25 protein-coding genes, 2 tRNA genes and 2 pseudogenes are annotated in these 26,024 nt (G+C 66.3%); 15 read left to right on the top strand and 14 right to left on the bottom strand.

The features are described 5' to 3' along the window. The first annotated feature begins 264 nt into the window (after window positions 1-264). The 14 genes and pseudogenes from DC31_RS08355 (at window position 265) to DC31_RS08300 (ending at window position 13,809) form a co-directional block, all read left to right on the top strand. A pseudogene (locus DC31_RS08355) lies at window positions 265-1,583 on the top strand (SCO6880 family protein). Window positions 1,584-1,599: 16 nt separating this feature from the next. Continuing rightward, window positions 1,600-1,884, top strand: a complete 285-nt coding sequence (locus DC31_RS20270) for a hypothetical protein (protein WP_051606620.1) — start codon at window positions 1,600-1,602, stop codon at window positions 1,882-1,884. Between the two features lie 25 nt (window positions 1,885-1,909). After that, window positions 1,910-2,512, top strand: a complete 603-nt coding sequence (locus DC31_RS19380) for a hypothetical protein (protein ID WP_327036845.1) — start codon at window positions 1,910-1,912, stop codon at window positions 2,510-2,512. Continuing rightward, window positions 2,406-3,850: pseudogene (locus tag DC31_RS08345) on the top strand (ATP-binding protein). The gene DC31_RS19380 and the pseudogene DC31_RS08345 overlap by 107 nt, the downstream one beginning before the upstream one ends. Before the next feature lie 180 nt (window positions 3,851-4,030). Then, window positions 4,031-5,044, top strand: coding sequence for a DNA-processing protein DprA (locus tag DC31_RS08340; RefSeq protein ID WP_036278952.1), 1,014 nt, complete (start codon window positions 4,031-4,033; stop codon window positions 5,042-5,044). A 69-nt stretch (window positions 5,045-5,113) separates the two neighbouring features. Further along, the gene (locus DC31_RS08335; RefSeq protein WP_036278824.1) at window positions 5,114-7,075 is read left to right on the top strand and encodes a hypothetical protein; all 1,962 of its coding nucleotides are present in this window, start codon (window positions 5,114-5,116) and stop codon (window positions 7,073-7,075) included. Next, window positions 7,050-8,123: a hypothetical protein gene (locus DC31_RS08330; protein ID WP_036278822.1), complete on the top strand. Its 1,074-nt coding sequence runs from the start codon at window positions 7,050-7,052 to the stop codon at window positions 8,121-8,123. The genes DC31_RS08335 and DC31_RS08330 overlap by 26 nt, the downstream gene beginning before the upstream one ends. Window positions 8,124-8,280: 157 nt before the next feature. Further along, window positions 8,281-8,874 (top strand): hypothetical protein, encoded by a 594-nt coding sequence (locus DC31_RS08325; protein WP_051606615.1) that lies wholly within the window; start codon window positions 8,281-8,283, stop codon window positions 8,872-8,874. Then, window positions 8,871-10,685, top strand: a complete 1,815-nt coding sequence (locus DC31_RS08320) for a type IV secretory system conjugative DNA transfer family protein (protein ID WP_036278820.1) — start codon at window positions 8,871-8,873, stop codon at window positions 10,683-10,685. Before DC31_RS08325 ends, DC31_RS08320 begins: the two co-directional genes overlap by 4 nt. 50 nt (window positions 10,686-10,735) lie before the next feature. Continuing rightward, a complete protein-coding gene (locus DC31_RS08315; RefSeq protein ID WP_036278818.1) occupies window positions 10,736-11,200 on the top strand; it encodes a single-stranded DNA-binding protein in 465 nt (154 codons plus the stop codon). A 9-nt stretch (window positions 11,201-11,209) separates the two neighbouring features. Further along, window positions 11,210-11,815: a hypothetical protein gene (locus DC31_RS08310; protein ID WP_036278816.1), complete on the top strand. Its 606-nt coding sequence runs from the start codon at window positions 11,210-11,212 to the stop codon at window positions 11,813-11,815. Beyond that, a complete protein-coding gene (locus DC31_RS08305; RefSeq protein WP_036278814.1) occupies window positions 11,812-12,003 on the top strand; it encodes a hypothetical protein in 192 nt (63 codons plus the stop codon). Before DC31_RS08310 ends, DC31_RS08305 begins: the two co-directional genes overlap by 4 nt. 163 nt (window positions 12,004-12,166) lie before the next feature. Continuing rightward, entirely contained in the window at window positions 12,167-12,661 is a 495-nt protein-coding gene (locus DC31_RS19375; protein ID WP_235201406.1) for a recombinase family protein, read from the top strand. Beyond that, window positions 12,601-13,809 carry a recombinase family protein gene (locus DC31_RS08300; RefSeq protein ID WP_235201405.1) on the top strand — a complete coding sequence of 403 codons (1,209 nt, stop codon included), beginning with the start codon at window positions 12,601-12,603 and terminating at the stop codon, window positions 13,807-13,809. The genes DC31_RS19375 and DC31_RS08300 overlap by 61 nt, the downstream gene beginning before the upstream one ends. Before the next feature lie 15 nt (window positions 13,810-13,824). On the opposite strand, the gene DC31_RS08295 is transcribed toward DC31_RS08300, so the two are convergent. Further along, a tRNA-Lys gene (locus tag DC31_RS08295) sits at window positions 13,825-13,897 on the bottom strand. A gap of 163 nt (window positions 13,898-14,060) precedes the next feature. Between DC31_RS08295 and DC31_RS08290 the strand changes: the two genes are divergently transcribed. Beyond that, window positions 14,061-14,957, top strand: a complete 897-nt coding sequence (locus DC31_RS08290) for a L,D-transpeptidase (protein ID WP_235201404.1) — start codon at window positions 14,061-14,063, stop codon at window positions 14,955-14,957. Between the two features lie 18 nt (window positions 14,958-14,975). Here DC31_RS08290 and DC31_RS08285 read toward each other — a convergent pair whose 3' ends face one another. The 13 genes from DC31_RS08285 to DC31_RS08225 form a co-directional block, all read right to left on the bottom strand. Continuing rightward, window positions 14,976-15,440 (bottom strand): YigZ family protein, encoded by a 465-nt coding sequence (locus DC31_RS08285; RefSeq protein WP_036278813.1) that lies wholly within the window; start codon window positions 15,438-15,440, stop codon window positions 14,976-14,978. Then, entirely contained in the window at window positions 15,437-15,976 is a 540-nt protein-coding gene (locus tag DC31_RS08280; protein ID WP_036278811.1) for a DUF1697 domain-containing protein, read from the bottom strand. The genes DC31_RS08285 and DC31_RS08280 overlap by 4 nt, the downstream gene beginning before the upstream one ends. After that, window positions 15,973-16,572 carry an isochorismatase family protein gene (locus DC31_RS08275; protein WP_036278809.1) on the bottom strand — a complete coding sequence of 200 codons (600 nt, stop codon included), beginning with the start codon at window positions 16,570-16,572 and terminating at the stop codon, window positions 15,973-15,975. The genes DC31_RS08280 and DC31_RS08275 overlap by 4 nt, the downstream gene beginning before the upstream one ends. A 62-nt stretch (window positions 16,573-16,634) precedes the next feature. Continuing rightward, window positions 16,635-16,710: transfer RNA gene (locus tag DC31_RS08270), tRNA-Thr, on the bottom strand. A 63-nt stretch (window positions 16,711-16,773) separates the two neighbouring features. After that, the gene (locus DC31_RS08265) at window positions 16,774-18,339 is read right to left on the bottom strand and encodes an alpha/beta hydrolase (RefSeq protein ID WP_036278807.1); all 1,566 of its coding nucleotides are present in this window, start codon (window positions 18,337-18,339) and stop codon (window positions 16,774-16,776) included. Then, the gene (locus DC31_RS08260; RefSeq protein WP_036278805.1) at window positions 18,336-19,493 is read right to left on the bottom strand and encodes a DNA polymerase III subunit delta'; all 1,158 of its coding nucleotides are present in this window, start codon (window positions 19,491-19,493) and stop codon (window positions 18,336-18,338) included. The genes DC31_RS08265 and DC31_RS08260 overlap by 4 nt, the downstream gene beginning before the upstream one ends. A gap of 40 nt (window positions 19,494-19,533) precedes the next feature. Next, on the bottom strand, window positions 19,534-20,160 hold the full coding sequence (gene tmk, locus DC31_RS08255; RefSeq protein ID WP_036278803.1) for a dTMP kinase: 627 nt from the start codon (window positions 20,158-20,160) through the stop codon (window positions 19,534-19,536). Continuing rightward, window positions 20,157-22,997, bottom strand: a complete 2,841-nt coding sequence (gene topA, locus DC31_RS08250; RefSeq protein ID WP_036278948.1) for a type I DNA topoisomerase — start codon at window positions 22,995-22,997, stop codon at window positions 20,157-20,159. The genes tmk and topA overlap by 4 nt, the downstream gene beginning before the upstream one ends. A gap of 89 nt (window positions 22,998-23,086) precedes the next feature. Further along, entirely contained in the window at window positions 23,087-23,416 is a 330-nt protein-coding gene (locus DC31_RS08245) for a hypothetical protein (RefSeq protein WP_036278800.1), read from the bottom strand. Continuing rightward, on the bottom strand, window positions 23,416-23,769 hold the full coding sequence (locus DC31_RS08240; protein ID WP_036278798.1) for a TadE family type IV pilus minor pilin: 354 nt from the start codon (window positions 23,767-23,769) through the stop codon (window positions 23,416-23,418). The genes DC31_RS08245 and DC31_RS08240 overlap by 1 nt, the downstream gene beginning before the upstream one ends. Further along, complete coding sequence (locus tag DC31_RS08235; protein WP_036278797.1) at window positions 23,766-23,963, bottom strand: DUF4244 domain-containing protein; 198 nt, start codon at window positions 23,961-23,963, stop codon at window positions 23,766-23,768. The genes DC31_RS08240 and DC31_RS08235 overlap by 4 nt, the downstream gene beginning before the upstream one ends. 28 nt (window positions 23,964-23,991) lie before the next feature. Beyond that, on the bottom strand, window positions 23,992-24,900 hold the full coding sequence (locus DC31_RS08230; protein ID WP_235201403.1) for a type II secretion system F family protein: 909 nt from the start codon (window positions 24,898-24,900) through the stop codon (window positions 23,992-23,994). Continuing rightward, entirely contained in the window at window positions 24,894-25,898 is a 1,005-nt protein-coding gene (locus DC31_RS08225) for a TadA family conjugal transfer-associated ATPase (protein ID WP_081813773.1), read from the bottom strand. The genes DC31_RS08230 and DC31_RS08225 overlap by 7 nt, the downstream gene beginning before the upstream one ends. Window positions 25,899-26,024: the final 126 nt, after the last annotated feature.

Raw genomic sequence — 26,024 nt, 5'->3', positions numbered from 1 at the left:
CACCGCCACCGCCCGCACCGAGCCACACCCCGACCGCACCACCGGCGCGACCGACGCCCTCGACGCCTCCGCCTGCGCCCTCATCGAAGCCGACTGCCGGGAAGGAGTGACCGATGTCGACTCAGCAGAACACGAGCAGTGCGGGGTTTGGGTTGCGGGCCGTGCAGTTCTCCCGCCTCACCCGCCGCGGCATCCTCCTCGGCCTCTCCCTCCCGCAACTCATCGTCCACGCCGTCGGCGTGCTTTCCATCGTCGGCGCCCTCTATGCCGGGGGGCGGGACGCTGCTGGCCTGGACCGCACCCATCTGGCTGCTCTGTGCAGCGCTCGCCTGGACCCCGGTCGGGGGTCGGAAGCTCATCGAGTGGGTGCCCGTCACCTTCCAGTGGGTTGCCCGCACGCATGCACGGCAGACGGTGTTCCAGCGGCGGGTCGTGAAACCCCGTCCTGCGGGCACGCTCGCTCTTCCTGGTGATGCGGCGTCGCTGCGGGAGTGGGAGGACCCGGAGACGGGGGCGGCGATGATCCACGACCCCCATGCCCAGACCCTCACCGCGATCGTCGGCATCTCACATCCCGCGTTCGTGCTCCTCGACCCCGGCGAGCAGGAACGCCGCGTCGCCACCTGGGGGCGCGTGCTCGCCACCGCCTGCCGTTCCGGGAGGATCGCCCGCCTTCAAGTGTGCGAACGCACCCTCCCCGATGGAGGTTCCGGACTGATCGAGTGGTGGCAACGCCACGGCACTGACGACGAGTCTTGGGCCTCCACCGTGTACCGCGAGCTCATCGACCGTGCCGGACCCGCCGGGGAACGCCACGCCACCACCATCAGCCTCGCCCTCGACCTCAAAGCCTCAGCCCGCCAGGTCCGCACCAACGGCGGCGGCATCAAGGGAGCAGCTGCCGTCCTACGACAGGAGATGACCACCCTCGTGACGGCGTTGCGGGCGGCGGAGCTCACGATCACCGGGTGGCTCACCCCTCCACAGGTCGCAGTGATCCTCCGATCCGCTTATGACCCCGCCACGGCCGCGATCCTCGAACGGAACACCGACATCGGGCGCACGCTTGCGACCGCGGGGCCGGTCGCGGTCACCGAGTCCTGGGATCGGCTCAGGTCGGATTCCGCGTTCCATGCGGTGCTGTGGGTGTCGGAATGGCCGAGGTCGCAGGTGTATCCGGGGTTCCTCGCCCCGGTGTTGTTGTCGTCGGGGATTCAACGTTCGTTCTCGCTAGTGTGCACACCGATCCGGTCGGATCAGGCGGCGCGGGATATCAGGAAGAAGAAGACCGAGCTGATCTCGGAGCTGCGCAGCGGCAGAAGATGGGGCAGATCGAAGACGCCTCCCAAACCGCCGAATACGGCGACGTACTCCAACAGGAAGCCGACCTCACCGCCGGCCACGGCGTCCTCCGCTACACCGGCCTCATCTCCGTCTCCGCCCCGTCCCCGGAAGAACTCGACACTGCCGTCGCAGCGATCGAGCAGGCCGCGATCCAAGCCTCCTGCGAGACCCGGCGTCTCGTTGGGCAGCAAGCGCAAGCCTTCACCGTCGCAGCGTTGCCGCTGTGCCGCACCGTCTGAACGACAGGAGCCCGTCATGCCGACCTTCCAGAACCCGACCACGGACGCTGTCGAAGCGTCCGAAGCGCTCCGTGGGCTCGCGCACGCCTCCCGCGTGTTCGAGGACCCCGCTGACACCTATGCGGTGCTGGGTGATCTGCTCGCCGGGGTGCGATCCCTCCGGCAAGTGCTCGACCAGCTCGCCACCACCCACGTGACGAACCGGGTGCGCGCACGACGACGCCGGGGATCAGACCGCCGGCGCAACCTACGCGCTCGCCGCGGCCGCCGAGCTGCAGCAGGCGGCGGCGTTGCTGGATGACGTGCATGAGCGAGTGGATGCGGCGATGGCTGCCTCGGGACGGATCGCCTGGCATCCCGCGGCTCGAGAACCAGGCCCGGTGTCGCGGTGGGTGAGTCTGGTGTTCCTGCAAGGGCAGGAAGCCGACGAGGTGCTCGCGATCATCGACCGCGACGGTGCTGATGCGGCGATCGAGCACCTGGCCGGGTTCGACATGGGTGAGGAGACCATACAGGCTGCGCTCGTCAACGGATACGTCTACGACACCATCCCCACCGGCCCACTCGACCGCACCACCACCAACGGCATCTACACGCTGACGTACAACCATGACCACGGGCACGTCTCTCTGTTCCGTGCGCTCCCGGAGACACGAGAGCCGGATGCTCAAGCTCCGTCGGCGCGGACAATGCCGAGCCGTCCACCGTCGCGCAGGCACGCACCGGTGGTCGAGGAGGATGACTGGTTCGCGCGTCGCAGTCGTCTTCAATGTCGCGGGGGCGAGCACTATGACCGACCAGCAGAAGTTGCATACGGCGGCGTTGGTCGAGCCGGCCGGGGAACGCCGCAGGCAGCGGAAGGCACGCAAGCACGCCGCCACCAGGATCGAAACCAGCGCCCGTCGCGCCGAGCAGTCGGCGGAGCGTGAACGGCTGGCGGCGGAGCGTGCGGAACGCCGTAACACCACCTACCTCCCCGCCGCCGGCGAACCAGGGGCGGCGGCGTTGCGGACGCCGGGGCGGTTTCGGTTGCCGCGGCATCAGGACACGTCGGCGACGCTCGCGGGCGCGTACCCGTTTCTCGCGGAAGGCGGCCTCGGCGCGACGGCGTGTTCATCGGCCAGGACCTGTACTCGGGCGGTTCGTTCGTCTACGACCCGTGGACCCTCTACGCCCGCGGCCTCATCACCGCCCCCAACATCGTCCTGGCCGGCATCGTCGGCTCCGGGAAGTCTTCTCTTGCCAAGTCCCTCTACACGAGGTCGATCCCGTTTGGTCGCCGCGTGTATGTGCCCGGTGACCCGAAGGGCGAACATACCGCGGTTGCGGAGGCGGTTGGTGGGCGGGCGATCGTGCTCGGGCATGGGCTCCGTAACCGGCTCAACCCCCTTGATGAGGGCCACCGCCCTTCGGGGGTGAGCGATGCGGAATGGGCGGCGCAAGTCGCGTCCCGCCGCCGGGAACTCATCGGCGCGCTCGCAGAGACCGTGCTGGATCGGGTGCTGTCACCGTTGGAGCACACCGCGATCGACCTCGCCCTCCAAGACACCGTCCGCACCGCTGACGTGCCAATCCTGCCGATGGTCGTCAACCGCATCCTGAACCCCGACCCCGCGACCGACACGGATGGACGGCTGGCGGAGGACGGCCGTCTCGTCGGCCACGCCCTCCGTCGCCTCGTGGCGGGTGATCTTGCGGGGCTGTTCGATGGGCCATCGACCGTGCGGTTCGATCCATCGCTGCCGATGGTCAGCCTGGACTTGTCCCGCGTCGCGGAGAACTCGACGCTGATCTCCGTGCTGATGACCTGCTCATCGGCGTGGATGGAGTCGGCGCTGATGGACCCGAACGGCGGGCACCGGTGGGTGATCTACGACGAAGCCTGGCGGCTCATGGCCTACCCAGCGCTCTTGCGCCGCATGGACGCGCAATGGCGGTTGGCGCGGCATTACGGGATCGCGAACATGCTGATCTTCCACAAGCTCACCGACCTCGACAACGTTGGCGACTCCGGCTCCGCGATGCGCGCACTCGCGAACAGCCTGCTGGCGAACGCGGAGACCAGGATCATCTACCGACAAGAACCCGACCAACTCGGAGCCACCGCCGCAGCCCTCGGACTCACCGGCACCGAACAGAAACTCCTCCCCGGCCTCGGCACCGGACAAGGACTCTGGCGCATCAAAGAACGCTCCTTCGTCGTCCAGCACCAGCTCCACCCCGCCGAGCTCGCCGCGTTCGACACCACAGCACGAATGAAGGGCTAAACACTCACGTTCAGGATTCCTGAACCCTGATTCCGCGTCATTCCGCCAGTCTCAGCCGATTGGTGGGGCGTTGTGAGGGTGTATGTTCCCCGCACGCTGGCCTGCTCTTGGTGACTGTTTCGGCGTGCTGGTTCGCACCTATCCCTCGATTGATTCGCCATGAACGAGGGAGCAGCACTGATGGACACGATCAACGAGCTGGCAGCAGAGGAGCGCACCGCGAGGATCATCCTCGGTATCGCGTCCGAACCAGGCGACGCGGTGACGGGGAGGATGATCCGCACCGTCGGCGCATCCGAAACCGTCGCCCGTCTCCTCGCCGATGAAGTCCCGCCCGGGCCGGATGGTGACACGTGGCAGCGACCCCTCGCACCGCGTCTCGACGCCGCACAAATCCAGGGGGTGCTTGCTGAGACGGAGCGGCACGGAATGAGGGTGCTGATCCCCGGCGATGCCGAATGGCCGGCCGGGATCGACGCGCTTGGCGATCGTGCACCGGTGGCGCTGTGGACGAAAGGCAACGCAGGGCTGCTGACCGGCCCGCTGTGGGATCGCCTCACCATCACCGGCGCTCGGGCGTCCACCGGGTATGGGGAGCACATCACCACGGAGCTGGTGCAGTCGGCGGTCGCCGACTCCCGGCTGGTGCTCTCCGGCGGCGCGTATGGGATCGATGGTGCCGCGCACCGTTCCGCGCTCGCATCGGGCGGTGCGACGGTCGCCGTGCTTGCAGGCGGCCTGGACCGGCCGTATCCGGCAGGGCACACTGATCTGCTGACCCATGTCGGCAAAGACGGCCTGTTGCTGTCGGAGTTGCCGCCGGGCGCGGCGCCGACGAAGTGGCGGTTCCTGCAACGAGGCAGGCTCCTCGCCGCGCTCTCCGGCACCGTCCTCATTGCGGAGGCCGGCTACCGTTCCGGCACCCTCCACACCGCCGCCCGCGCCGCAGAGCTCGGCCGCCCCGTCGGGGCGATCCCTGGCCCGATCACCAGCGCAGCGTCGTCAGGCTGTCACCGACTCTTGCGGGACGGCCTCGCCACGGTCATCACCGGCTACGACGATGTGCGCGGCCTCCTCGACGGGGTGCGGGATGGAGCTCATCGGGCCGTACGTAGCACCGCGGGGCTTGAGGTCGACCCCCTCGACACCCCGACTCCCTCTGCTCAGCGTGAGGGGCCGGGCTTGGACCGGTGAGGCGGGTGGTGCACCTGGTGTGAAGGCGGCCGGCTCGCGTCGCTGATGGACAACACCAGGAGGTATCTCGTGTCAGGATCACTCGCCCACATCACGCAGCCGGAGGCTGCGCCACCCAGAACGGGGGTGCGGCGCTGGCTCTCAGTGCTGCTGGCCCTGTTCCTGCTGGCAGGGTCGCTCGCACTGAATGCGCCGGCGGCTCATGCGGGCAGTCTCGGTGTCGGGTACGACATCGGGAACGGGTTCCTCGGCGCCTACAACACCGACGTTGATGGCCGGCAGGCGTACTGCGCGGACCTCGATGCCGATTCACCGTTCGCGCAGACCTACGGGCCGGAAACGATCACGTCGCTGGACTCGCTGTCCCGGCAGCAGCTCGCGGAGCTGAACTATGTGCTGGATCGATGGGGGCAGTCAGGCGATCCGAATACGACTGCGGCGGTCGCTCTGTTCGTATGGTCGATCACGAGTGCCGGCACCTACAACTCCCACGGCATGTCCGGCGACATCTACTACGTCGGGCGGGCGCCCGCGTCCGAGCGGGGGACGATCCTCGCGAACCTGGACATGATGCGCCAGAACGCCGCCGTCTACGCCGTCACCGACCCCTCACTGTCCCTGTCACTGGACATGGCGGATCAGTACGCCGGCACCCTCACCGTCGAAACCCACCCCGCAGGGCTCACCGGCACGGCGACCCTGTCGGATGCGATCTTCGCTGACGGTTCACCGGCGCGCACGATCGGCGCCGGGACACATCCGATCACCGGCACCCCCGCAGACGGCGTGCCGTCGTACCGTGTCGGTGCTTCCATGAACATCGCCGCGGCGGGGTACGGTGCCGCGCTTGACCTCTACACGACCCCGGGCGCGCAGCGTCTGATCGCGGCCGTCGCGGGATCTTCTACCGGGTTGTCGGCGCGGGTGGAGTCGCCGGTGATCGAGCTGGATTTCCAGCCGGAGATCACCACCCAGGTCGCCTCCCGCTACGTCGCTGAGGGTGAAGCGTTCGTGGACGGGCTCACCGTGTCGGTGTCGAAGGGCACCTGGATTCACCTCCACGGGAACCCGATTGAGGTGACCGCGACCGGAACCCTGTATGGGCCGTTCGATGAGCAGCCAACCGAAGCCGACACCCCACCTGCCGGAGCACCCGTCACAGGCACCGAGACGATGACGCTCACCGGTGCGGGGTCGTATACGTCGCCGGGCACGATCGTTGCTCCGGAGTCGGGGTTCTATACGTGGGTGTGGAGCATCGACAAGACCGCGCACGGTGAGAACGCGAAGTACCTCACCGACTCGTTCACCGATCGCTTCGGCCGGGTCACTGAAACCTCGGTGGTGCCGTTCCAGCCTGAGGCTGTTTCGGAAGCGGATCAGCGTCTCGCCGTCCCCGGTGATGCACTCACGGACACGATCACGGTGTCGAGCAGCAACGGTGCCTGGTTGAAGAAGGACGGCGCGCACATTCCGGTGGTGTTCGAGGGCACCGCCTACCAAGTGCCCGGCACCCTGCCCCCGGCGCAGAGCGCCGACATCGACCCGAACGCAGTGCCGCTCGGCACCGTGACGATCACCGCAGACGGCCCCGGCATCTACACGTCCCCGCCGGTGATCGCGCCGACGGGCGGGTTCGTGACATGGGTGTGGGAGGTGAAGAAGTCGTCGCAGCCGGAGTGGGTGCGCGACTACCTCGCGAGCGACTGGCAGGACGACTACGGGATCACCGTGGAGACGACGTCGGTGCGGTGGCCGGTCACGGTGACCTCGCTGATGCGGGAGTACAACGTGCACCCCGGCGGACGCGCCTTCGATGTGATCACCGTCACAGGGTTTCCTGCGAACCACGGCGATTTCACCGGCGACGGCTACTGGGGCGCGGACGCGATGAACTGCATCACACGGTCTACGGCCCGTTCGCGTCGGATGCGGAACTCACCGATGATCTCGACCTCACTGGCGCACCTGTGTTGGCGGAGCTTACGACGCGGCGAGGAATGGGGTGTACAAGCTCGGGTACACGGATGAGGACAAGATCGTGCCGACCGAGCCCGGCTTCTACGTCCTCGTCACCACCTTCACCGGCGACGACCGCGTGCAGCCGTATGCGTCGTCTCCGGCGGATGTGCTGGAACGGTTCTACGTCCCACCCACCAATACGGAGGTTCCGGTGTCGGTGGTGACGCAGGCGACACCGGAAGCGTTCGTCGGCGCACCCTTCTCGGACACGGCGCTGGTGCAGGGCGCGACCATTCCCGACGGCGCCTACCTCGTGTTCCGCGCCTACGGGCCGCACCCGGCGGACACCGATCCGGTGTGCGAGACCCCCTTCTACGTCAGCGAGGAGATCCCCGTCACCCAGGCGGGTGTCTACCAGTCCGGCACCACCACCGTCGAGACGGCGGGGAACGTGTACTGGATCGAAACCCTCTACAACACTGACGGCGAGATCATCACCGAGGGCACCTGCGGGGCACCGGGCGAGACGACCGTGGTCAAAGAGCACCCGGAGGAGCTGATCGTGAAGACTAACGCCGTCCCAACCGTAAAGCTCGGTGACCCGGCGCATGATGTCGCGACCGTCACCGGCACCGTCCCCGACGGGGCACGCCTGCTGTTCGAGGCGTACCGCCAGGACACTGACACCGCTACCTGCACCCCGGACGAGTTGGTGTTCACCTCGAAGGTGATCGATCTGGATGGGCCGGGTGAATATGCCTCTGACGAGGTGATCTTCGAGAAGGCAGGCACATACTACTGGGTGGAGACCGTCACCGACCAGGACGGCACGATCCTGCACCGTGGCGTCTGCGGCGCACCGTATGAGACCACCACCGTCACCGACACCCCGGACGAGCCAGGGAAGCCCGATGTGCCGGGTGAGCTCGCGCACACCGGCGGCGGCGACTGGTGGCCGCTCGGCCTCGCCGGAGGGCTGATGGCCGCGGCGACCGGAGGGGTGCTGCTGTTCGGGCGCCGCCTCGCCATCGCCCGCGAACGCGCCGGATACGTCCGTGACGAGGACCTGCCGTTCGAGGAGTTCAAGGCCCAGTTCGAGGGAGCAAAGGAGGACTAACCACAGGCTGCTGACCCGCCGGCACCCCCACACGTGGCGGGTCGGCACGGGAGGGCACGAACCACCCCCAGGTTCGTGCCCTCCCACCTGCGTTCCGGGGCAGTGCGAGCGCACCTGCATGGCGACACCACTGCACTCCACGGAGAGGAACCGCCCTGTGACGCCGAAGCCCCGCTACCGCCGCACCCACCCCGACCACCAACCCCCACGCACGGCGAAGCCGCCGACGCCCGAACCAGGCGGCCCGGTCGTCGTGCCGGTGGTGGAGTTCACCATCACCGGTGATGGTGCGATGACGGTCACGGTGGACGGGGTGGCGTATCTGCCGGAGCCGTTCGCTCCGGCTGGCGGCGCGACGCGTTCCCGACAATCCTCGACGCCTCATCGCCCAGTACCGGTCGCCGCTGCGGGTGCAGGTGCACGAGGCATACGGGTCGACGTTCACCGACATCATCACCCCACCCCGCGACGCCCGACCCTGAATCCCTGGGAAGAACCAGCACCAGCACTGGCTGCTGTGGTGTCGCCTCCGGTCCGTGCCGCGCAGCCGGTGCTGCATCAGGCGACAGGGTCGGGGTTCGTGCCGGGTGAGGATGTCGCCGTCGCGATCATCCACGCCCACACCGACGCCAGCGGTGACGGCACCGCCCGCACCCTCCTCACCACAGAACAAGCCGCGCTTGCAGTGACAGGTGAAGTGATCCTCCTCGGCCGCGTCTCCGGCACACTCACCATTGGCAGAATCCAATGAGCGCTCCGCGGCAGAGTGGTGCGCTTGGGGATGAGCTGGCGAACCTCGGCATCATCGCCCTCATCACCGCCGCCGTCCTCGCCGTCATCCTCCGCGTCGCAGGCACGATCACCGCCTGGGTCACCAGGGCCACGCAGCCGACCGGCGGGATCGATGCCGGCCTCGGCGTGCTCCTGAACCCCGCCGACCCCGGCAGCGCGCTCGGTGCCGACGGGCTGCACCCGGTGGCGTACTGGATCGTCACCGGCATCCTCATCGTCGCGGTCGGGAGTGCGGGGTGGTGGGTGTGGCGGTTCTTCCGTGAGCATTCGCGGCAGACGAAGGTCGACCCGTACCGGATCGTCGGCATCGCCACCCGCACCGATGTCACGACCGCTGCATCGGAGAAAGCATTGCTGCGTCGGGCCGGGCAACTCCGACCCTCTATCCAGCACCCTGCCGTCACCGATGTCGGCTACCTCCTCGGCGCATCACGGAACGTTGACGTGTGGGCGAGCGTGGAGGACTCGATCCTGCTGATCGGGCCACCCCGCTCCGGGAAGGGGCTGCATGTGGTCATCAACGCGATCCTCGACGCCCCCGGCGCCGTCGTCACCACCTCCACCCGCCCCGACAACCTCACCGCCACCTTGAAGGCGCGAAGCGCGGGAGGGCGACCGGTGGCGGTGTTCGATCCGCAGCACCTCGCCGAAGGCGTCCCCGCAGGACTCCGGTGGTCACCAATCCGGGGGTGTGAGGACCCGTTGACGGCGATGATCCGCGCCACCGGCCTTGCCGCCGGCACCGGCCTCTCCGCCGGCGGTGTCGAAGGCGGGGACTTCTGGGAAGGGAAAACCCGCACCGCACTCCAAGCCCTCCTCCACGCCGCCGCCCTCGACCAGCGCACCCCTGCCGAATTGTTCCGGTGGACCCTCGACCCGGCCGCAGCATCCGATGCGGTCGCGATCCTCACCGCGAACCCGAAAGCCGCGACAGGGTGGGCGGATTCGTTGCAGGCGATGATCGACTCCGACCCCAGAACCCGCGACTCCATCTGGCAAGGCGTGTCCCTCTCCCTCGCCGCCCTCGCCGACCCCCGCGTCCTCGACGCCGTCAGCCCCGGACCAAACGAGCGGTTCGACCCGGAGGAGTTTCTGCGCAAGCGCGGCACCGTGTATCTGCTCGCGACGGGTGCGGGGGCGAACAACAGTGCCGCGCTGGTGTCGGCGTTTGTGGAAGACCTCGTCGAAGCCGCCCGACGCCTCGCCGCACGCTCACCGTCAGCCCGCCTCGACCCACCCCTGCTGCTCGCGCTGGATGAGATCGGAAACCTTGCCCCGCTCCCGTCCCTGCCGACACTGATGGCAGAAGGAGGGGGTACGGGAATCACGACGATGCCGGTGCTGCAGTCGCTCGCGCAGGCGCGGGAGAAGTGGTCCGATAACGCGGCCGGCGCGATCTGGGACGCCAGCATCGTGAAAATCATCCTCGGCGGCGCATCCAACAGCCGCGACCTCCAAGACCTCACCACCCTCATCGGAGAACGAGACGAGATCACCGACTCCACCACGATCGGCGACCAAGGTTCCCGCACCGCACAGCGCTCCATCCGCAGAGTGTCGATCATGCCGCCCGACGTGATCCGCACCCTCCCATTCGGCACCGGACTGATCCTGCTGCGCGCCGCACCGCCGATCGTCGCGAAACTCCGGCCCTGGACCCGCCGCAAGGACGCGAGCGAACTGCAGGGTCAGCGACGGTTGGTGGAGGCGCTGCTGCAAGCCGGCATCCCGGCGCCTGACAGTGGTGAGGGGGCGGGTGGGCGCACCTGAGTGACAGAGCACCCCGAAGTGCGGGGTGTCGTCATCACGAGGAGTGTCCAATGGCTATCCACACGCAAGAGTCCCTGTCCGGGTTCATCGCTTCCGAACCGCACCTGTCGTTCACCGAGAAAGGTGACGCGCGGCTGTTCGTCAAGATCGGGCAGGAACACTACCGCCGTGAAGACGACGGCTCGTTCACGCAGACCGAGACCACCTTCCACGACCTCGTCGCGTTCCGGAAGACCGCCGAACGCGCCCACCAGCGCTTCGCCAAAGGCGACAAGTTCATCGCCGAGGGCTACACACATCAATACGACCGCACCGACGACAACGGCCAGACCGTCAAGGTCGAAGAGTTCGTCGCGAAGAAACTGGGCCACGACCTCGCCCGCACCCGCTACACCGTCGACCGGCCCCGACGCACACCGGAAGCCGACTCACTGGATACCGGACTCGAGGACACCGCACTGTCCACGGATGGCCCGCGTCGCGCGTCCGCTGGTGCCGCCGCGGTCGGACGGTGAGAGCGAATCATGGTCGATGAACTGCCCGACACCGGCGAGGTTGACGCGGGAGAGGCGGCGGAGGACGAGTTCGATGAGAGCTACGACCCCGACACCGACGCACCCGCCGCTGACGACGACGCAGCGGGCCCGCCGGGGCCGGTGAACTGGAATCTCCTCAACGCCGATGCCGCGGAGGAAGAATGGCTGGCACTGAACGAATGGGTGCACTGGCTGCGCCACACTTACGGACTCCCCGTCGCCGTCGTCCCGCCGTTCTGGCACCGCCACCCGGCATTGGTGTGGGAACTGTCCGCGTTGCACATCCACTGGCTGTGCGCGATCCACCCCGAAGCGAAGGGCAGCGCCATGCTCGTCTGGCATCGCGACTTCACCGAAGCCCAAGAACGCCTCCGGCACTGGACCGCAGCCTGCGGCACACGCCTGACCACCGACCGCCCCACCCGCCGCATCGCCTGGCCCGGAGAACCCGACACCGACCCCATCGAAGACATCGTCATCCCCAACCGCGAGGAAGACTTCGTGGAATACATGCACGCCGATGTGGAAGCGCGACGGCGTGCCGAGGATCAGTTCATCGCAGGTCTCGTCCTGAGCACGGGAGAAGTGCCATGAGCAGGCGTGAGCGCAGGCGGGGTGAGGATCGACGCTTCACCGTCGAAGCAGTGCCGCGCAGTCAACCTGACCTGCACAAGCTCGCGCAGGTGTTCCTCGGCATGGCGGTCAGCAGATCGAAGACGAACGGCGAGACCACGCCGGATGCCGTCGATCCTGGGCGTTCTGAGCCCGACGACGTAGAATAGAACCCGACGCCACGGCCTCACCAGGCCGGGTGCGCAGTCTCTTTGCCCTTGTGGCTTACCCCGGTTTCTTTCCGGCGGACGTGTTTCCCGTTTACGAGTCGCACCGCGTGACGCTTCGCCGTCGCGTTGGCTCCCACCCTTTCGGTGAGAGGAAACACGACTCATGACTCTGGCACCCCCGGCGCCACCCACCAGTATCGACCGGCTCGGTGAGACCACCACTCTTGCCGTCTCCTACCTGCGCGTCTCCACCAAGGAGCAGGCAGAGCGTGGCGGCCGTGACGAGGGATTCTCCATCCCCGCGCAACGCGATGCGAACCTGCGCAAGGCTCGCGATCTGAACGCGATCGTTGTGGAGGAGTTCATCGACGCGGGTGAGTCCGCGCGCAAGGCCGACAGGCCAGAGCTGATGCGGATGATCGAGTACGTCAAGACGCACCAGGTGGCGTACTGCATCGTCCACAAGGTCGATCGGCTCGCCCGCAACCGTGCCGACGATGTGGCGATCCACCTCGCGCTCAAAGATGCAGGCGTGATCCTGGTATCTGCGACGGAGAACATTGATGAGACGCGTCGGGGATGCTGTTGCACGGCATCATGTCCACGATCGCGGAGTTCTACTCCCGCAACCTCGCCAACGAGGTCGCCAAGGGCATGACCCAGAAAGCCGCCACCGGCGGCACCGTGGGTCGTGCCCCCATCGGCTACCTCAACGTCCACAAGCGCGACGAGCTCGGCCGCGACATTCCCACCGTGATCCCAGACCCTGACCGTGCCGCTCTGGTGCGGTGGGCGTTCGAGGCGTACGCGACGGGGAACTACTCGACCTCGATGCTGCACGGCGAACTTGTCGACCGCGGCCTTACGACCGTGCCGACCCCGAAACGGCCTGCGAAGGCTCCGGGGCTGTCTACGATCCAGCAGATGCTCTCCAACCCGTACTACAAGGGCGACGTGATCTTCCGCGGCGCCCGCTACGACGGACTCCACGAACCGCTCGTTAGCGCGGAACTCTGGTACCGGGTGCAGAACGTCCTCACCGCGCACCAGGTATCCGGGGAGAAGACCCAAACCCACGAGCACTACCTGAAAGGCTCCGTCTACTGCGGCGACTGCGGTTCCCGCCTGATGGTCACCCATGCGAAGAACGGCAAGGGCATCGTCTACCCGTACTTCATCTGCGCAGGCCGGCACTCTAAGCGTACGAACTGTGTCCGTCAGGCCATGCCGATCGAGCACATCGAACGACAGGTCGAGGACTACTACCGGCGCGTGCAGATACCCGAGCACATCGTCACCGCGCTGCGGCACATGCTCGTGCGCCAGTTCGATGACCTCCACGCCGCGAACAAAGCAGAACGCCACACCCACGCCGTCGAGCGCGACCGGCTCCGCGACGAACGCCGCAGCCTGCTCCACGCCCACCACGCCGGAGCCGTCCCGCTGGACCTCCTCAAAGAAGAACAAGACGGCATCGCGCGCCGGCTCGCGTTCCTCGACGCGCAGATCGACGCGGGGCAGATCGAGTACGACCAGGCCAAAGCGCACCTTGAAGACTGCCTCGCCCTTGCCGGTGACATGCACGCGATCTACATGAGCATTGACGACTCACTCCGACGCATCTGCAACCAAGCATTCTTCGAGCGCATCCATGTCTACGAAATCGAGAACGCCGACCGGGTGGAAGCGGAACCGGGTGAACCGTTCGACACGCTGCTCGACCCGGCAATCCACGCGGCAGCGCTGGCCTACGAGGCCAGCGCTGCCGCGGGGGAAGATGTCATACCTGCGGACGTCGCGTGTTGAACATCGACACTTGGGTGGGCCCGGCGGGGCTCGAACCCGCGACCCGCGGATTAAAAGTCCGATGCTCTGCCAACTGAGCTACAGGCCCGCGCAGTAAAGCCTACTTCGTCCCGGAGGGTGGTCTGTGTCACGGACCCGCATTCGTCGTCAAGTTCCGCGCGGAACGCCAACAACGGGTTCGACGCCGGAGTGCCCACCACTCTCGGACCACTCAGGTTGCGATCGCGCGCCGCGACCCGCACGATGGACATGTGAACGCACTGGTGGGGAGTCGATCGCAACGAGCCTTGATCTTCGCGCTCGTCGCGATGATCATCGGCGGCGCCGTCGCGCTCGGCGTCGCGCTGATGACGAAGACCGATGGCCCCCGGATCGCGTCTGCTACCGCTCTCGAGCGTCCGACACCCAGTCCCACGCCGATCCCCACACCGGCCGGCTTCCCCGAAAACACCGAGATATACGACCTCGCATCGCTCCCGATCGTCGATGTTTTCTCGGTGAACAATGCCTTGCCCATCGATGATGACCCGTACGGCGCGACCGCGAGCCTCGTTGCCGTTCCCGGCGTCGCTGGCGCAGCGGTATTCGCCGACCCACAGGGAGCGCCCGTCGCGTATCTTCCCCAGACACAGCAGTACGAGGGCACGATCGTTCCGGTGATCGAGAAGCAGGACCACTGGATCAAGGTGCTACTCGTGGGACGCAGCGGCCTGCCTCCCGAAGCAAATCCTGCACAGACGGTCGGATGGATGCGAATCTCCGACGTCACGCTCTCGCCGAACGACCCACATATCGAAGTCTCGCTGTCGCAGCGAACTATCGACATCGTCTCCGCGGGCAACCGGGAGCGAGTAGCCTCCGATTTCGCATCCGGAGCAGACGGTACACCTACCCCGCTCGGCCGATCATTCATCATGACGACGCGTACCTCCGACGATTCCTACACGCGTGGCTTTCCGCTCGTGTACCTATCGGCGCAGTCCCCGACGCTGGCGGATTTCGGCGGCTCTGCGGCAGCGGTGACCGCGTTCCATTACCACGACGATCGTTCCGGTGCGATCTCCAACGGCTGCCTCCGTGTGGATTCCGATGTGATCGAGAGACTCGCTCAGCTCACACCGGGCACGACCGTGTACATAAGCGAGTAACAGAAATTCGACGCACGGCTAGGTGCGTCGAACACCCACCAGACGCTCGACGCCAGTCGCCTCCACACCGACCGCACCGGCGGACGACTCTGCCACCTGGGCAGCAAGCGCTGGCAGCTCAGCCGGCGGTACCCACACCTCGAACTGCGCGTGCGTCGCATACGAAGGCTCACCCAGCACAGCACCGTGACCGGGTACCCACTCACGAAGCAGATTGTCGAAGCGCCCCGCATCGGCGTGGTCCACCGTGACCCGAACGGATGCCAGCACATGCCGATCGACGAGTGTCGCGCGGTCCAACGCCTCCGATACCGCCGCGCAGTGGTGCCTGGCATCCCATCCGCGGCGCTTCACCGCGGCAATGACATCATCCGCTTCCTCCGAGGATGCGACCGGCGCAACATGCGCGATGAAACGCGACTTCTTGATGACCAACTCGTGATCGACAGCGCCGGCGATCGTGGACGGGTAGCTCCGCGTCATGCCTCAGCCGTCAACTCGATGAGCGTGCGCGTGGTTCGAAGGTTGCGCGCCGTGCCAGCGGTGCCGAGAGCTTTGTCCAGCACCGCCTTGGTGAGCTTCGTTGAATGCACGCCTGCCTCGCTGAACTCGATCCACAGATCGCGTCCGATGAGCGCGAGGTGCTCTCCCGGCAGCAGCCGGTGCTCGAGCGCCTCGACGGAACCGCCAACTGGCGCTCCCACGAGGAACATCGCGTGCACGAGCTTGTCGCTGGCATCCGTGAACGGCTGCGCCGCCTCTGATGCCACGAGCTGCGCGTGCGTTCGATGGATGACAGGAGTATCCACCCCGAACTCTTTCGAAATCACCTCGCGCACGGTGGCGCAGGATGCCGCGGCATCCGCTGGGTCATCGCAGATGATGTTGCCGCTCGCGATGAACGTGGAGAGGCCGGTGAGCGAAGTCTCGGATGCCAGTACCTCACGCAGCCGCGCCATCGGCACTCGATTGTTTCCGCCGACGTTCACCGCCCGCAGCAGCAGGACGCTGCGGCTCACTCGCTATCACTTTCGAAAGCGGCCGCGCTCGTCATCAGTTCCGCGCCAGCGTGCGCGAGTTCGGCGAGCGCAGCCTCACTGGGCTCGGCACCAACCCCGGCGATGAGATCAGTCAAGATGCGCACCCGAACGCCATGCGCGATCGCATCGAGCGCGGTGGCACGCACGCAGTGGTCGGTCGCAATCCCGACCACGTCGGCTGTGAGGACCCCCCGCTCGCTCAGTACCGCAGCAACCGTGGCGCCATCATCTGTCACACCCTCGAACATCGAATAGGCCGGCACACCCTGCCCTTTGCGCACATGGTGCGTCACGGCATCCGTGACCAGAAGAGGATCGTATTCGCCACCCTCCGTGCCAGCGACGCAGTGCGCGGGCCAGGTATCGACGAAGTCGGGCTCTTCGGCAAAGTGCCCGCCGTTATCGCTGTCCGCATCGTGCCAGTCGCGTGAGGCGGCGATGACGTTGTAGTCGGCAGAATGGGCAGCCAGATGAGCGGAAACAGCGGATGCCACAGCATCCCCGCCTTCGACGGCGAGTGCGCCGCCCTCGGTGAAGTCATTTTGCACGTCGACGATGAGGAGTGCCCGGGTCATGCTTCGAGCGTACGCTTTGATGAACAGGAAAGCCCCGTGATGTTCTCACATCACGGGGCCAGTGGAGCCGCCTGTCAGAATCGAACTGACGACCTTTTCATTACGAGTGAAATGCTCTACCGACTGAGCTAAGGCGGCGTGCGCTACGAGAGCGGCACGATCAACGATATTACCCTGTCCGAAGCCGTGCCGCGAACCAGCTCACTTGCACTCGAGGTCAGCGTCCGGAACGACGTCATCGAGGAAGTAAGCGTCAACCGCAGCGTCGACACAAGTGTTGCCCTTGTTGTAGCCGGTGTGACCCTCACCGACGCGAGTGATGAGGACGCCCTCTTCCAACTGCTTGGCCAGCGACACCGACCATTCGTAGGGCGTTGCCGGGTCATTCGTCGTGCCGACGACGAGAATCGGGCCTGCACCCTTGGCATGGATCTCACCGCGGGTACCGGTCGGCGCGTACGGCCATACCTCGCAGGAATCGGGGCCCGACCAGTAGGGAGCGATCGTGGGGGCGCCAGCCTCGATTTTTGCTGTCGACGCGTCTTGCGCTGCCTGGTCGTCCTCCAGCGGGTAGTCCATGCAGTTGTAGGCACGGAACGCTTCGCTGGAGTTGTCTAGGTAGACGCCGTCCTCACGGCCGTTGTACGCGTCCGCGAGGTAAAACGCGGTGTAGGGGTCGCCCTGAAGCGCATCATCAAGCGCCTGCGTGAGAACTCCCCAGCTGTCTTGCGAGTACAGCGTGACGATAATGCCTGTCATCAGCGCGTCTGCGCCGAGCATGCGCCCGTCGTCGTTCTTCAGCGGCGTGCGATCAACACTCGCGAGGAGGGCTCCAAGATCAGCCATGGCCTCGTCGACCGTGCCGTTGAAGGGGCAGGACTCGGAATCGAGGCAGTTCTGCATGTAGGCGCGAAGAGCCGACTCGAAGCCGATTGCCTGCGTGGTTCCGACATCGAGGCTCGGGACGGCAGGGTCGATCGCGCCGTCAAGCACGAGCCTGCCCGCCCGCTCCGGGTAAAGGTTCGCGTACGTCGCGCCGAGGAAGGTTCCGTACGAGTAGCCGAGGTAGTTGAGCTGCTTATCGCCGAGCACCCCGCGGATCAGATCCATGTCGCGCGCGGAGTTGATCGTCGTGATGAACGGCAGGATGCCGTCGCTGTTGGCGTCACATGCGTCAGCGAAGGCCTTATTGCGCTCGGTGAGCTCAGCCTCCCACTCGTCGGTTCCTCGCGGAGCGACGGGAATGTCGTAGAGGTACGAGTCCATCTCGGTGGCATCGAAACAGCTCACTGCGGTGGAATCGCCGACGCCACGCGGATCGAACCCGATCACGTCGTAGCTGTCGATGAGGTCGCCGCTGACCGCATAGTCGAGGCTGTTCAGGATGAAGTCCACCCCGCTCCCACCGGGGCCGCCCGGATTGGTCAACAGGGACCCCATCGGGGTACCGGTTGCCTGGTGGCGAACAACGGAGAGCCTGATATCGCCGTCGCTCGGATTCTCCCAGTCCAGCGGCGCTGTGACGTACGTGCAGTCAAAGCCAGCAGCTTGCGAGTCACAGGCGGTCCAGTCGAGCGTCTGCTCGTAGTACGGGAGCAGATCAGCAGAAACACCCTCGGTGTCGGGGGCGTTCGTCGTCGCGGGCCGCGGCCCCGTGCCCTCAGGAATTGCCGAGTACAGGCATCCGCTCAGCGCCACCGACGCTGCGGCCAGACCCGCCGTAATCGCGGCAAGCCGTCGCAGGCGAGAAGTCTGTCGAATGTTCACGGTTTCCTCCCGCTCGCGACTGTCACGAGCAAACTTTCCAGAGCGAGTGTCGGAGCAACGTTTCGCTCCAAAGACTCTCTGGTCTCGGCAAGATGGTCGAGAACCACCAGCGTACGTGCCACCGGCCATGCGGCAGCCAGGGCACTCAGATCATCTTGCAACTCACGGTTGATGAGATCGTCGCCACGACCGTACTGCAGCATCACGACGTCACGAAACATCGACTGCAGGTCGGTGAGTACGCGGTCGATGCCGTCGCGCAGGCTGCGTGTCGCGCGCTTCTTCTGGTCGTCCTCCAGTGCGGAAATCTGTGCGCGCAATGCAGGTGGGACCGCCTGGCCCTCTGCCACGCCGACGGTGCGCAGCAGCGATGCACGTTCAGAGGCATCGCGCTCTGCGGTCAGAGTCTTCGCGTCTTCTGTGGCGGCCTGGATGATTGCTCCGGCGACCTCGACCGCACTGCCGACGCCGCGAATCGCGAGCACCGAGCGCAGCGTAACATCACGGCGCCGCCTGGCCGCGTCGTCTGTCGCCAAGCGCTGAGCCATGCCGATATGGCGCTGAGAGTGTCGTGCAGCCTGCTCTGCGGTGACCTCGTCTGCGCCAGTGCGCTGCATGATCAAGCGCGTGACATCAGCGACATCAGGCTCGCGCAACCGTAACGGCCGCACCCGCGAGCGGATCGTGGGCAGAAGGTCGGCTTCACTGGGTGCGCAGAGAATCCACACGGTGTTCTCTGGTGGCTCTTCGAGAGCCTTCAGCAGCACGTTCGAGGTGCGCTCGACCATGCGGTCGGCGTCTTCCACGACGATCACGCGGTAACGACCAGCGGACGGCGCGAAGTATGAGCGCTCGACCAGCGCACGCGCCTCTTTGATCGTGATGATGACTTTGTCGGTGCGGAGCGCCGTGACGTCCGGGTGGGTGCCGGCAAGCACCTGACGCATCGTGTGCTCATCGTCGGGGCTGTCGGCGATCAGGGCGGCCGCGAAAGCGTACGCGAGCGTTGAGCGGCCAGAGCCAGGAGGACCGGTGATCAGCCAGGCATGCGAGAGCGCAGCCGGATCGGATGCCGCATGCCGCAGCGCCTCGACCGCGTCATCTTGCCCCCAGACGTCCGTCCACGGGAACGGAGCGAGCGTGGGTGCGGTCATGTTCTCAGCCTAACTGGAGGGTGCGACAGCACCCGCCCTGTCAGATGAGGGATGCGACACGGTCACGGATGACGGATGCCACCGAATCGGCGGATGCCGCGGCATCCAGCACCAGGAAGCGCTCTGGCTCGGCCGCAGCGAGAGCGAGGAACGACTCCCGCACGCGGGTGTGGAATTCGGCCTTCTCTGCTTCCAGACGATCGAACGGCTTGTCTGCCGAATCCAGACGGACGCGAGCGGCCGATGGATCGAGGTCGAGCAACAGAGTGAGGTCGGGTAGCGCGCCCTCGGCTGCCCACAACGACAGGTCCCGCACTTCAACGGCATCGAGGACGCGGCCGGCACCCTGATAGGCGACGGACGAGTCAAGGTAGCGATCCTGCAGCACGATTTCGCCGCGCTCCAGCGCAGGCCGTACGACCGTCGCGACGTGGTGTGCACGATCGGCGGCGTAGAGGAGTGCTTCGGCGCGGGGGGCGATGTCACCGCGGTGATGCAACACGATCTCGCGAATCAGCTGCCCCACGTCGCTACCGCCGGGCTCACGCGTACGCAACACTTTGTGCCCGGCATCAGACAGCCACTTCTCGAGCATCTCGGCCTGGGTGGTTTTCCCCGAGCCGTCGCCGCCCTCGAGTGTGATCCAGATGCCGGGGCGCGCTGTCACGAGCCCGTCGTTTTCTTCGCTGCGTTTGCGGCCCGAGTCGCTGCCGCCTTCTTGGCTGCGGCCGAACGGGCAGCAGCCTTCTGTGCGTCTGTCTTTGCGGGGGCTTTCTTTGCGGGAGCCTTCTTCGCAGGTGCCTTCTTCGCGGGCGCCTTCTTGGCAGGTGCTTTCTTTGCTGCGCCGCGCTTCGGCGCGGGACCCTTGGCACGCTTATCGGCGAGCATCTGCACAGCGATCTCGAAGGTGATGTCTTCGGGCTTCTGACCGCGCGGGATCGTCACGTTGGTCACGCTATCGGTGACATAGGCGCCAAAGCGTCCGTCACGGATGCGAATCGGCTTGCCGCTGACCGGGTCAGCCTCGAACTCGGCGAGCGCGCTGGAGGCACGGCGCGACCCTGCGCCGTACTTCGGCTGCTGGTAGATCTCGAGTGCCTGCTCGAGCGTCACATCGAAGATCTGCTGCTCACCTTCGAGAGATCGCGAGTCAGTGCCCTTCTTCAGATACGGTCCGTAACGACCGTTCTGCGCAGTGATCTCGTCACCCGTTTCGGGGTCGTTGCCGACGATGCGCGGAAGGCTGAGCAGCTGCAGCGCCGTCTCCAGGTCGATCGTCTCGACTGACATTGAGCGGAAAAGCGAACCGGTCCGTGGCTTCGGCGCATCTTTCTTGGCAGTCTTCTTCTTTTTCGGCGCTTCGATGACCTCGCCGGTATTCTCGTCGACTGCGGCATCGACTGCGGCGTCATCCTCGGGCAGGTTCTCCTGCACGTATGGACCGTAGCGGCCGTCCTTGACGACGATGATCCGCCCGTTCTCCGGGTTCTCCCCGAGCACACGGTCGCCCGCGACGGGAGCGTCGATGAGCTCCTGCGCCTTTGCGGCGGTCAGTTCGTCTGGCGCGAGTTCTTCCGGCACGTTGACGATGCGTCCGCGCTCGTCCGGTTTCTCGGGGTCGATGACCTCGAGGTACGGGCCGTACTTGCCGAAACGCAGCGTGGCCGTGTCGGTAATGGGTGTGGAGTTCAGCGCGCGGGCATCGATCTCTCCGAGGTTGTCGACGACCTGCCGGAGCCCGACGTGCGATTCAGAGCCGAAGTAGAACGACTTCAGCCATTCGACGCGCTTCTGTTCACCGCGGGCGATGGCATCGAGGTCGTCCTCAAGGCCTGCCGTGAAGTCGTAGTCGATGAGGTGCGCGAAGTGCTCTTCCAGCAAACGCACCACGCTGAACGCCATCCACGTCGGCACAAGTGCCTGGCCGCGCTTGGTGGCGTAGCCGCGGTCAATGACCGTGCCGATGATGCTCGCGAACGTGGAGGGGCGGCCGATGCCGTGCTCCTCGAGTGCCTTGACGAGCGAGGCCTCGGTATAACGCGGTTTCGGGGTGGTCTTGTGCCCCTTCGCCTCAGCATCCGACATCGTGAGCGCATCGCCAACCGCGACAGCGGGAAGCGACTGATTCGAGTCGGCGTCAGCGTCGCCGCGCTTCTCATCGCGACCTTCTTCATAGGCTTCGAGGAAGCCCTTGAAGGTGTAGACCGTACCGGATGCCGTGAACTCGGCGACCTGACCAGCAGCATCGACCGAGATCGTGACGGTGGTAGTTTCGTACTTCGCGTCGGCCATCTGGCTGGCAACGGTGCGCTTCCAGATGAGGTCGTAGACCCGCTGCTCTTCGCGGTCGAGCTCGCCGGAGACGGATGAAGGCTTGCGGAAGGTCTCACCGGAGGGACGGATCGCCTCGTGCGCTTCCTGGGCGTTCTTGCTCTTGGACTTGTACACGCGAGGCTTCAGCGGCACCGCGCTGTCGCCGTAGAGGGAGACTGCCTGGCTCCGCGCCGCCTGCACCGCCTGGGTGCTGAGGGCGACGGAGTCGGTACGCATATAGGTGATGAAACCCTTTTCGTACAAGCGCTGGGCGACGCTCATCGCCTGCTTCGCGCTCATCGAGAGCTTGCGTCCGGCCTCCTGCTGAAGGGTGGAGGTGGTGAACGGCGCATAGGGGCTGCGAGTGCCGGGCTTCGCCTCGACCTTGGTGACGCTGCCGACACCGGCCGCATCGACAGCGTGCGCGAGGGCAGAAGCCTTTTTCTCGTCGAGGACGACGACGGCCTTCTTCAGCTTTCCGAGGTCATCGAAGTCGGTGCCGCGAGCAAGCTGGCCGCCGTCAACGCGCACCAAGCGGACGCGGAACGCCGAGCCGGAGGAGGCATTCGCTTCGACATCCCAGTACTCGGCTGAGGCGAACGCCATGCGCTCACGCTCGCGCTCGACGATCATGCGGGTGGCAGCGGACTGCACGCGCCCCGCGGAGAGACCAGTCTTGACCTTGTACCAGAGCACGGGCGAGACATCCCAGCCGTACAGGCGGTCGAGAATGCGACGGGTCTCCTGTGCGTCGACAAGCGCGAGGTCGAGCTCACGTGTGTTGCCGACGGCAGCTTGAATGGCCTCTTTGGTGATCTCGTGGAAGACCATCCGCTTGACGGGAACCTTGGGCTTGAGCGTCTCCAGCAGGTGCCAGGCGATCGCCTCGCCTTCGCGGTCCTCATCAGTCGCGAGCAGAACTTCATCGGCGTGCTTCAGTGCGCGCTTGAGTTCGGCTACGGTCTTCGTCTTGCGATCAGAGACGACATAGTAAGGATCGAAGCCGTTGTCGATGTCGATCGAGTACTTCCCGTATGCGGCCTTATCGGCGGCGGGGATGTCCTTCTTATCAGCGAGGTCGCGAATGTGGCCGACAGAGCTGAGTACCTCGTAATCATCACCGAGGTACCCCTGAATCGACCGCATCTTCGTCGGAGACTCGACGATGACGAGCTTCTTTCCTTCAGCCAAGGGTGCGTCCTTTCTTCGAAGCACACCATACACACCACGCTCGTGGTGCGTTCACAGCAGAGCCGTGGGTGAAACCGTAGGTAGAGCCGTCAGAATCCCTCGGGTGGCCCAGCACGGGCTCGGGAGACGGCAGCAAGACCAGCGTAGACCGACTCGACCTGCATCGTTGCCACCGGGCCTTCAAGAGTGCAGGCGGTGAGGGCGGCGCCGGATGCCGAGGCTACTCTCGCGGCGAGCGCACAGGGCGCTTCACCGGTGACGATCGCGCCCGATGCCGCATCGGCCGTCGCCAACGCCGCCGCATCGGCTGCTGCCGCGGCGCGCTGTGCGGTGACCGCGGCGCCGCCGACGGCAGCGAGCCCCAGTGACAGCGATGCGGCCACCACCAGAACGCTGGCTGAAAGCGCAGTGCCAGCCATCAGCGACCTCCGCTCAGCGCACAGCTGGACGCCGACAGCGGGATGCTGATGAACTGCCCGATCGAGACGCTGAGTCCCACGGTGACGCACACCAGGTCTCCGCGTGATTCGCTGGACGCGTGGGCGTTGCTGACGGATGCCGCGACCACCGCGTAGGCAGCCGCGGTGCTCTCGCCACGACTGAGCAGGCGTGCGGCGTCGGCCGCGGCATCTTGCAGCGACACCTGTTTCGCCGCGGCGCCGAGCGCGCCCGCCCCGAGCAGCAGCGTGAGCACTACTGCGGGGAGAGCGAGCGCGAGCTCGGCGGCGACAGATCCGCGCTCGGCGTCAGCGTTACGTCTCGGTTGCTTCACGACACCGAGAGCGCCCGGCGCACAAGATCGGTGAGGATGCCACGAACCTCGTCCGATCTCATGATGACAACCAGCAATCCAGCAAAGGCGACCGCTGCCATCGTCGTAATTGCGTATTCTGCCGTGGCAGCGCCGGATTCGTCGGCGAACAGCGACGCAGCGTGCCGCCTGGTGAGGGTGGGAATGGTGTTCATGGTGTTCCTTCTTTCTGTTGTGCTGCCGCTAGATCGGCAGCGGGGTCGAGGACAGGACAGCGAGCATCAGCGGCGCGACGCCGAGCAGCAAAAAAGCGGGGAGCGTGCACACGCCCAGCGGGATGAGCAGTTGAGAGGAGAGCTTCGCCGCGCGAACGCGGCCTCGCACCCTGGCGTCATGACGCTCTTGGGCCGCGGACGCACGCAGCAGCTCCCCGGCCGGTACGCCCGCCGCGCGCGACAGTTCCAGCACTCCCCTGGTGTGGGTGTCGCTCACACGGTCGCGGGCGGGACTGTCGTCGACGAGTCGCAGCGAACGCTCGATCGAGGCTCCGCCGGAGAGTGCGACAGCAACGAGCTCGGCATGCATGCCCGGCGTCTCAGTGGCTGGTTGCGCATGACGCAGAAGTTTTCTCGTCCACCCGCGCGCGGCGAGCACCAGCAGCAGTCCTGCCACCAGACACCCTGTGCCGATGGGGTTCCCGACCAGGACACTCACCGTGTCGAACCCGAGCGCGAAGCCGAGCAGAAGCCCCGCAAACGGCATCCACAGCAAGAGCCGCGCGGTTCCGGCAGGCTCGGCGAGTGCGATGCGTACATCGTCGGCCGCGGAGGCCGTGTCACGCATAGTCTCCGCAAGCGATCGCAGCACCTCGGCGAGCGGGGCACCCACAGTCGTGGCAACGTCCCACGCGGCGGCGACGTCTGCCCAGGCCCCCTCCTCCGCTTCGATCGCGGCGACGAGTGGCACGCCTTCCGCACACCGCTCGACCACCCGCTCGGCATGCACATCGCCGGACTCAGCCAGGTGCCGCCAGGCATTGAGCGGCACAGCCCCCGCTTGGAGCAGCACAGCAAGGGTCCGCACCGCGACGGCGGCTTCTTCGGCGCCGGCACCCGCAGGCGTCTGCCGCTTCATCCACCCCAGCTTCACCACGGCTGAACCTCCTCGATATCCAGGCGGTCGGCACGCAGAAGAAAGCGCCCGGCCTTGGCGATTCGACGCACGCCGTCCGCACCACGGGCGAGGTGCACGACCACAGTGAAGGCGCTCACGGCCTGACGAGCGAGTGCCGTGGCATCCATACCAGCGAGCGCACCCAGCGCCTCCAGACGGGCGGGAACATCAACAATCCCGCTCGCGTGCAGCGTGCCCGCGCCGCCGTCGTGTCCGGTGTTCAACGCTGACAACAGCTCGCGTACCTCTTCACCGCGACACTCGCCGACGACGAGCCGGTCGGGACGCATTCGCAATGACTCCCTGACGAGACGCGCCAGCGTGATGGAACCCGCACCCTCGAGATTGGCTTGCCGCGCCTCCAGAGCGACGTGGTGAGGGTGTGAGGGACGTAGCTCTGCGACATCCTCGATCGTGACGATGCGCTCCGTGTCGGGGACAGCGTGCAGGAGGGCGGCGAGCAGCGTCGTCTTGCCAGTGCCGGTGCCACCCGTGATCAAGACGTTGGCACGCTGGGCGACGAGTTGCTCGAGCCACGCCTGTTGTGGTGCGTCAAAAGCGCCGAGTGCGGCGAGCGCATCGAGGTCAGAAGCACCCACGCGCGGAATGCGCACGGACACGGCAGTGCCCGCGGTCGAAATCGGCGCGAGCACCGCGTGCACCCGGATGCCGGATGCCAGACGCACATCGACGCAAGGCGACTGATCGTCTAGGTGGCGACCGCCTGCACCGACGAGCGCGACGGCGAGGTCACGCACTTCCCGCTCGGACGCCGCCCACCCCGAAACCCGCTCCACACCGTCCCCGCGATCGAGAAACAGTCCGTCGGCGCCGTTCACGAAGATGTCGGTGACGCGCGGGTCGGCGCAGTGCGCAGCGATCGGCCCGAACGCGGCATCCACGTCGCTGAGAAGCGTCTGGGCTCCCGGCGCAGGGGCCGCGGCGTCACGCGGCCGGATGATGAACGGCTCTGGCATGCCACGAAACTATGCGCCGCACGGCGGCCGCGGGTGGCCGTTTAACGTGTGCTGTTCGCAAGTGACGGCATCCGTTAAACCGTGCAGAACGACTGCGGAGCGACAGAAAGGCGGCACCTCACGGGG

This window comes from Microbacterium sp. CH12i (assembly GCF_000685355.1).
Classification (GTDB): domain Bacteria; phylum Actinomycetota; class Actinomycetes; order Actinomycetales; family Microbacteriaceae; genus Microbacterium.
The sequence above is the reverse complement of the archived record's forward strand: the minus strand, read 5'-3'. Positions and strand labels throughout refer to the sequence as shown.

Coding starts and splice junctions, on each gene's coding strand:
- DC31_RS08285 (WP_036278813.1), bottom strand. CDS start 15,440: ATGACGCGGAGCTACCCGTCCACGATCGCCGGCGCTGTCGATCACGAG.
- DC31_RS08320 (WP_036278820.1), top strand. CDS start 8,871: ATGAGCGCTCCGCGGCAGAGTGGTGCGCTTGGGGATGAGCTGGCGAAC.
- DC31_RS08340 (WP_036278952.1), top strand. CDS start 4,031: ATGGACACGATCAACGAGCTGGCAGCAGAGGAGCGCACCGCGAGGATC.
- DC31_RS08315 (WP_036278818.1), top strand. CDS start 10,736: ATGGCTATCCACACGCAAGAGTCCCTGTCCGGGTTCATCGCTTCCGAA.
- DC31_RS08235 (WP_036278797.1), bottom strand. CDS start 23,963: ATGAACACCATTCCCACCCTCACCAGGCGGCACGCTGCGTCGCTGTTC.
- DC31_RS19375 (WP_235201406.1), top strand. CDS start 12,167: ATGACTCTGGCACCCCCGGCGCCACCCACCAGTATCGACCGGCTCGGT.
- DC31_RS08260 (WP_036278805.1), bottom strand. CDS start 19,493: ATGACCGCACCCACGCTCGCTCCGTTCCCGTGGACGGACGTCTGGGGG.
- DC31_RS20270 (WP_051606620.1), top strand. CDS start 1,600: ATGCCGACCTTCCAGAACCCGACCACGGACGCTGTCGAAGCGTCCGAA.
- DC31_RS08310 (WP_036278816.1), top strand. CDS start 11,210: ATGGTCGATGAACTGCCCGACACCGGCGAGGTTGACGCGGGAGAGGCG.
- DC31_RS08245 (WP_036278800.1), bottom strand. CDS start 23,416: ATGGCTGGCACTGCGCTTTCAGCCAGCGTTCTGGTGGTGGCCGCATCG.
- DC31_RS08300 (WP_235201405.1), top strand. CDS start 12,601: ATGTCCACGATCGCGGAGTTCTACTCCCGCAACCTCGCCAACGAGGTC.
- DC31_RS08275 (WP_036278809.1), bottom strand. CDS start 16,572: ATGACCCGGGCACTCCTCATCGTCGACGTGCAAAATGACTTCACCGAG.
- DC31_RS08225 (WP_081813773.1), bottom strand. CDS start 25,898: ATGCCAGAGCCGTTCATCATCCGGCCGCGTGACGCCGCGGCCCCTGCG.
- DC31_RS19380 (WP_327036845.1), top strand. CDS start 1,910: ATGGCTGCCTCGGGACGGATCGCCTGGCATCCCGCGGCTCGAGAACCA.
- DC31_RS08305 (WP_036278814.1), top strand. CDS start 11,812: ATGAGCAGGCGTGAGCGCAGGCGGGGTGAGGATCGACGCTTCACCGTC.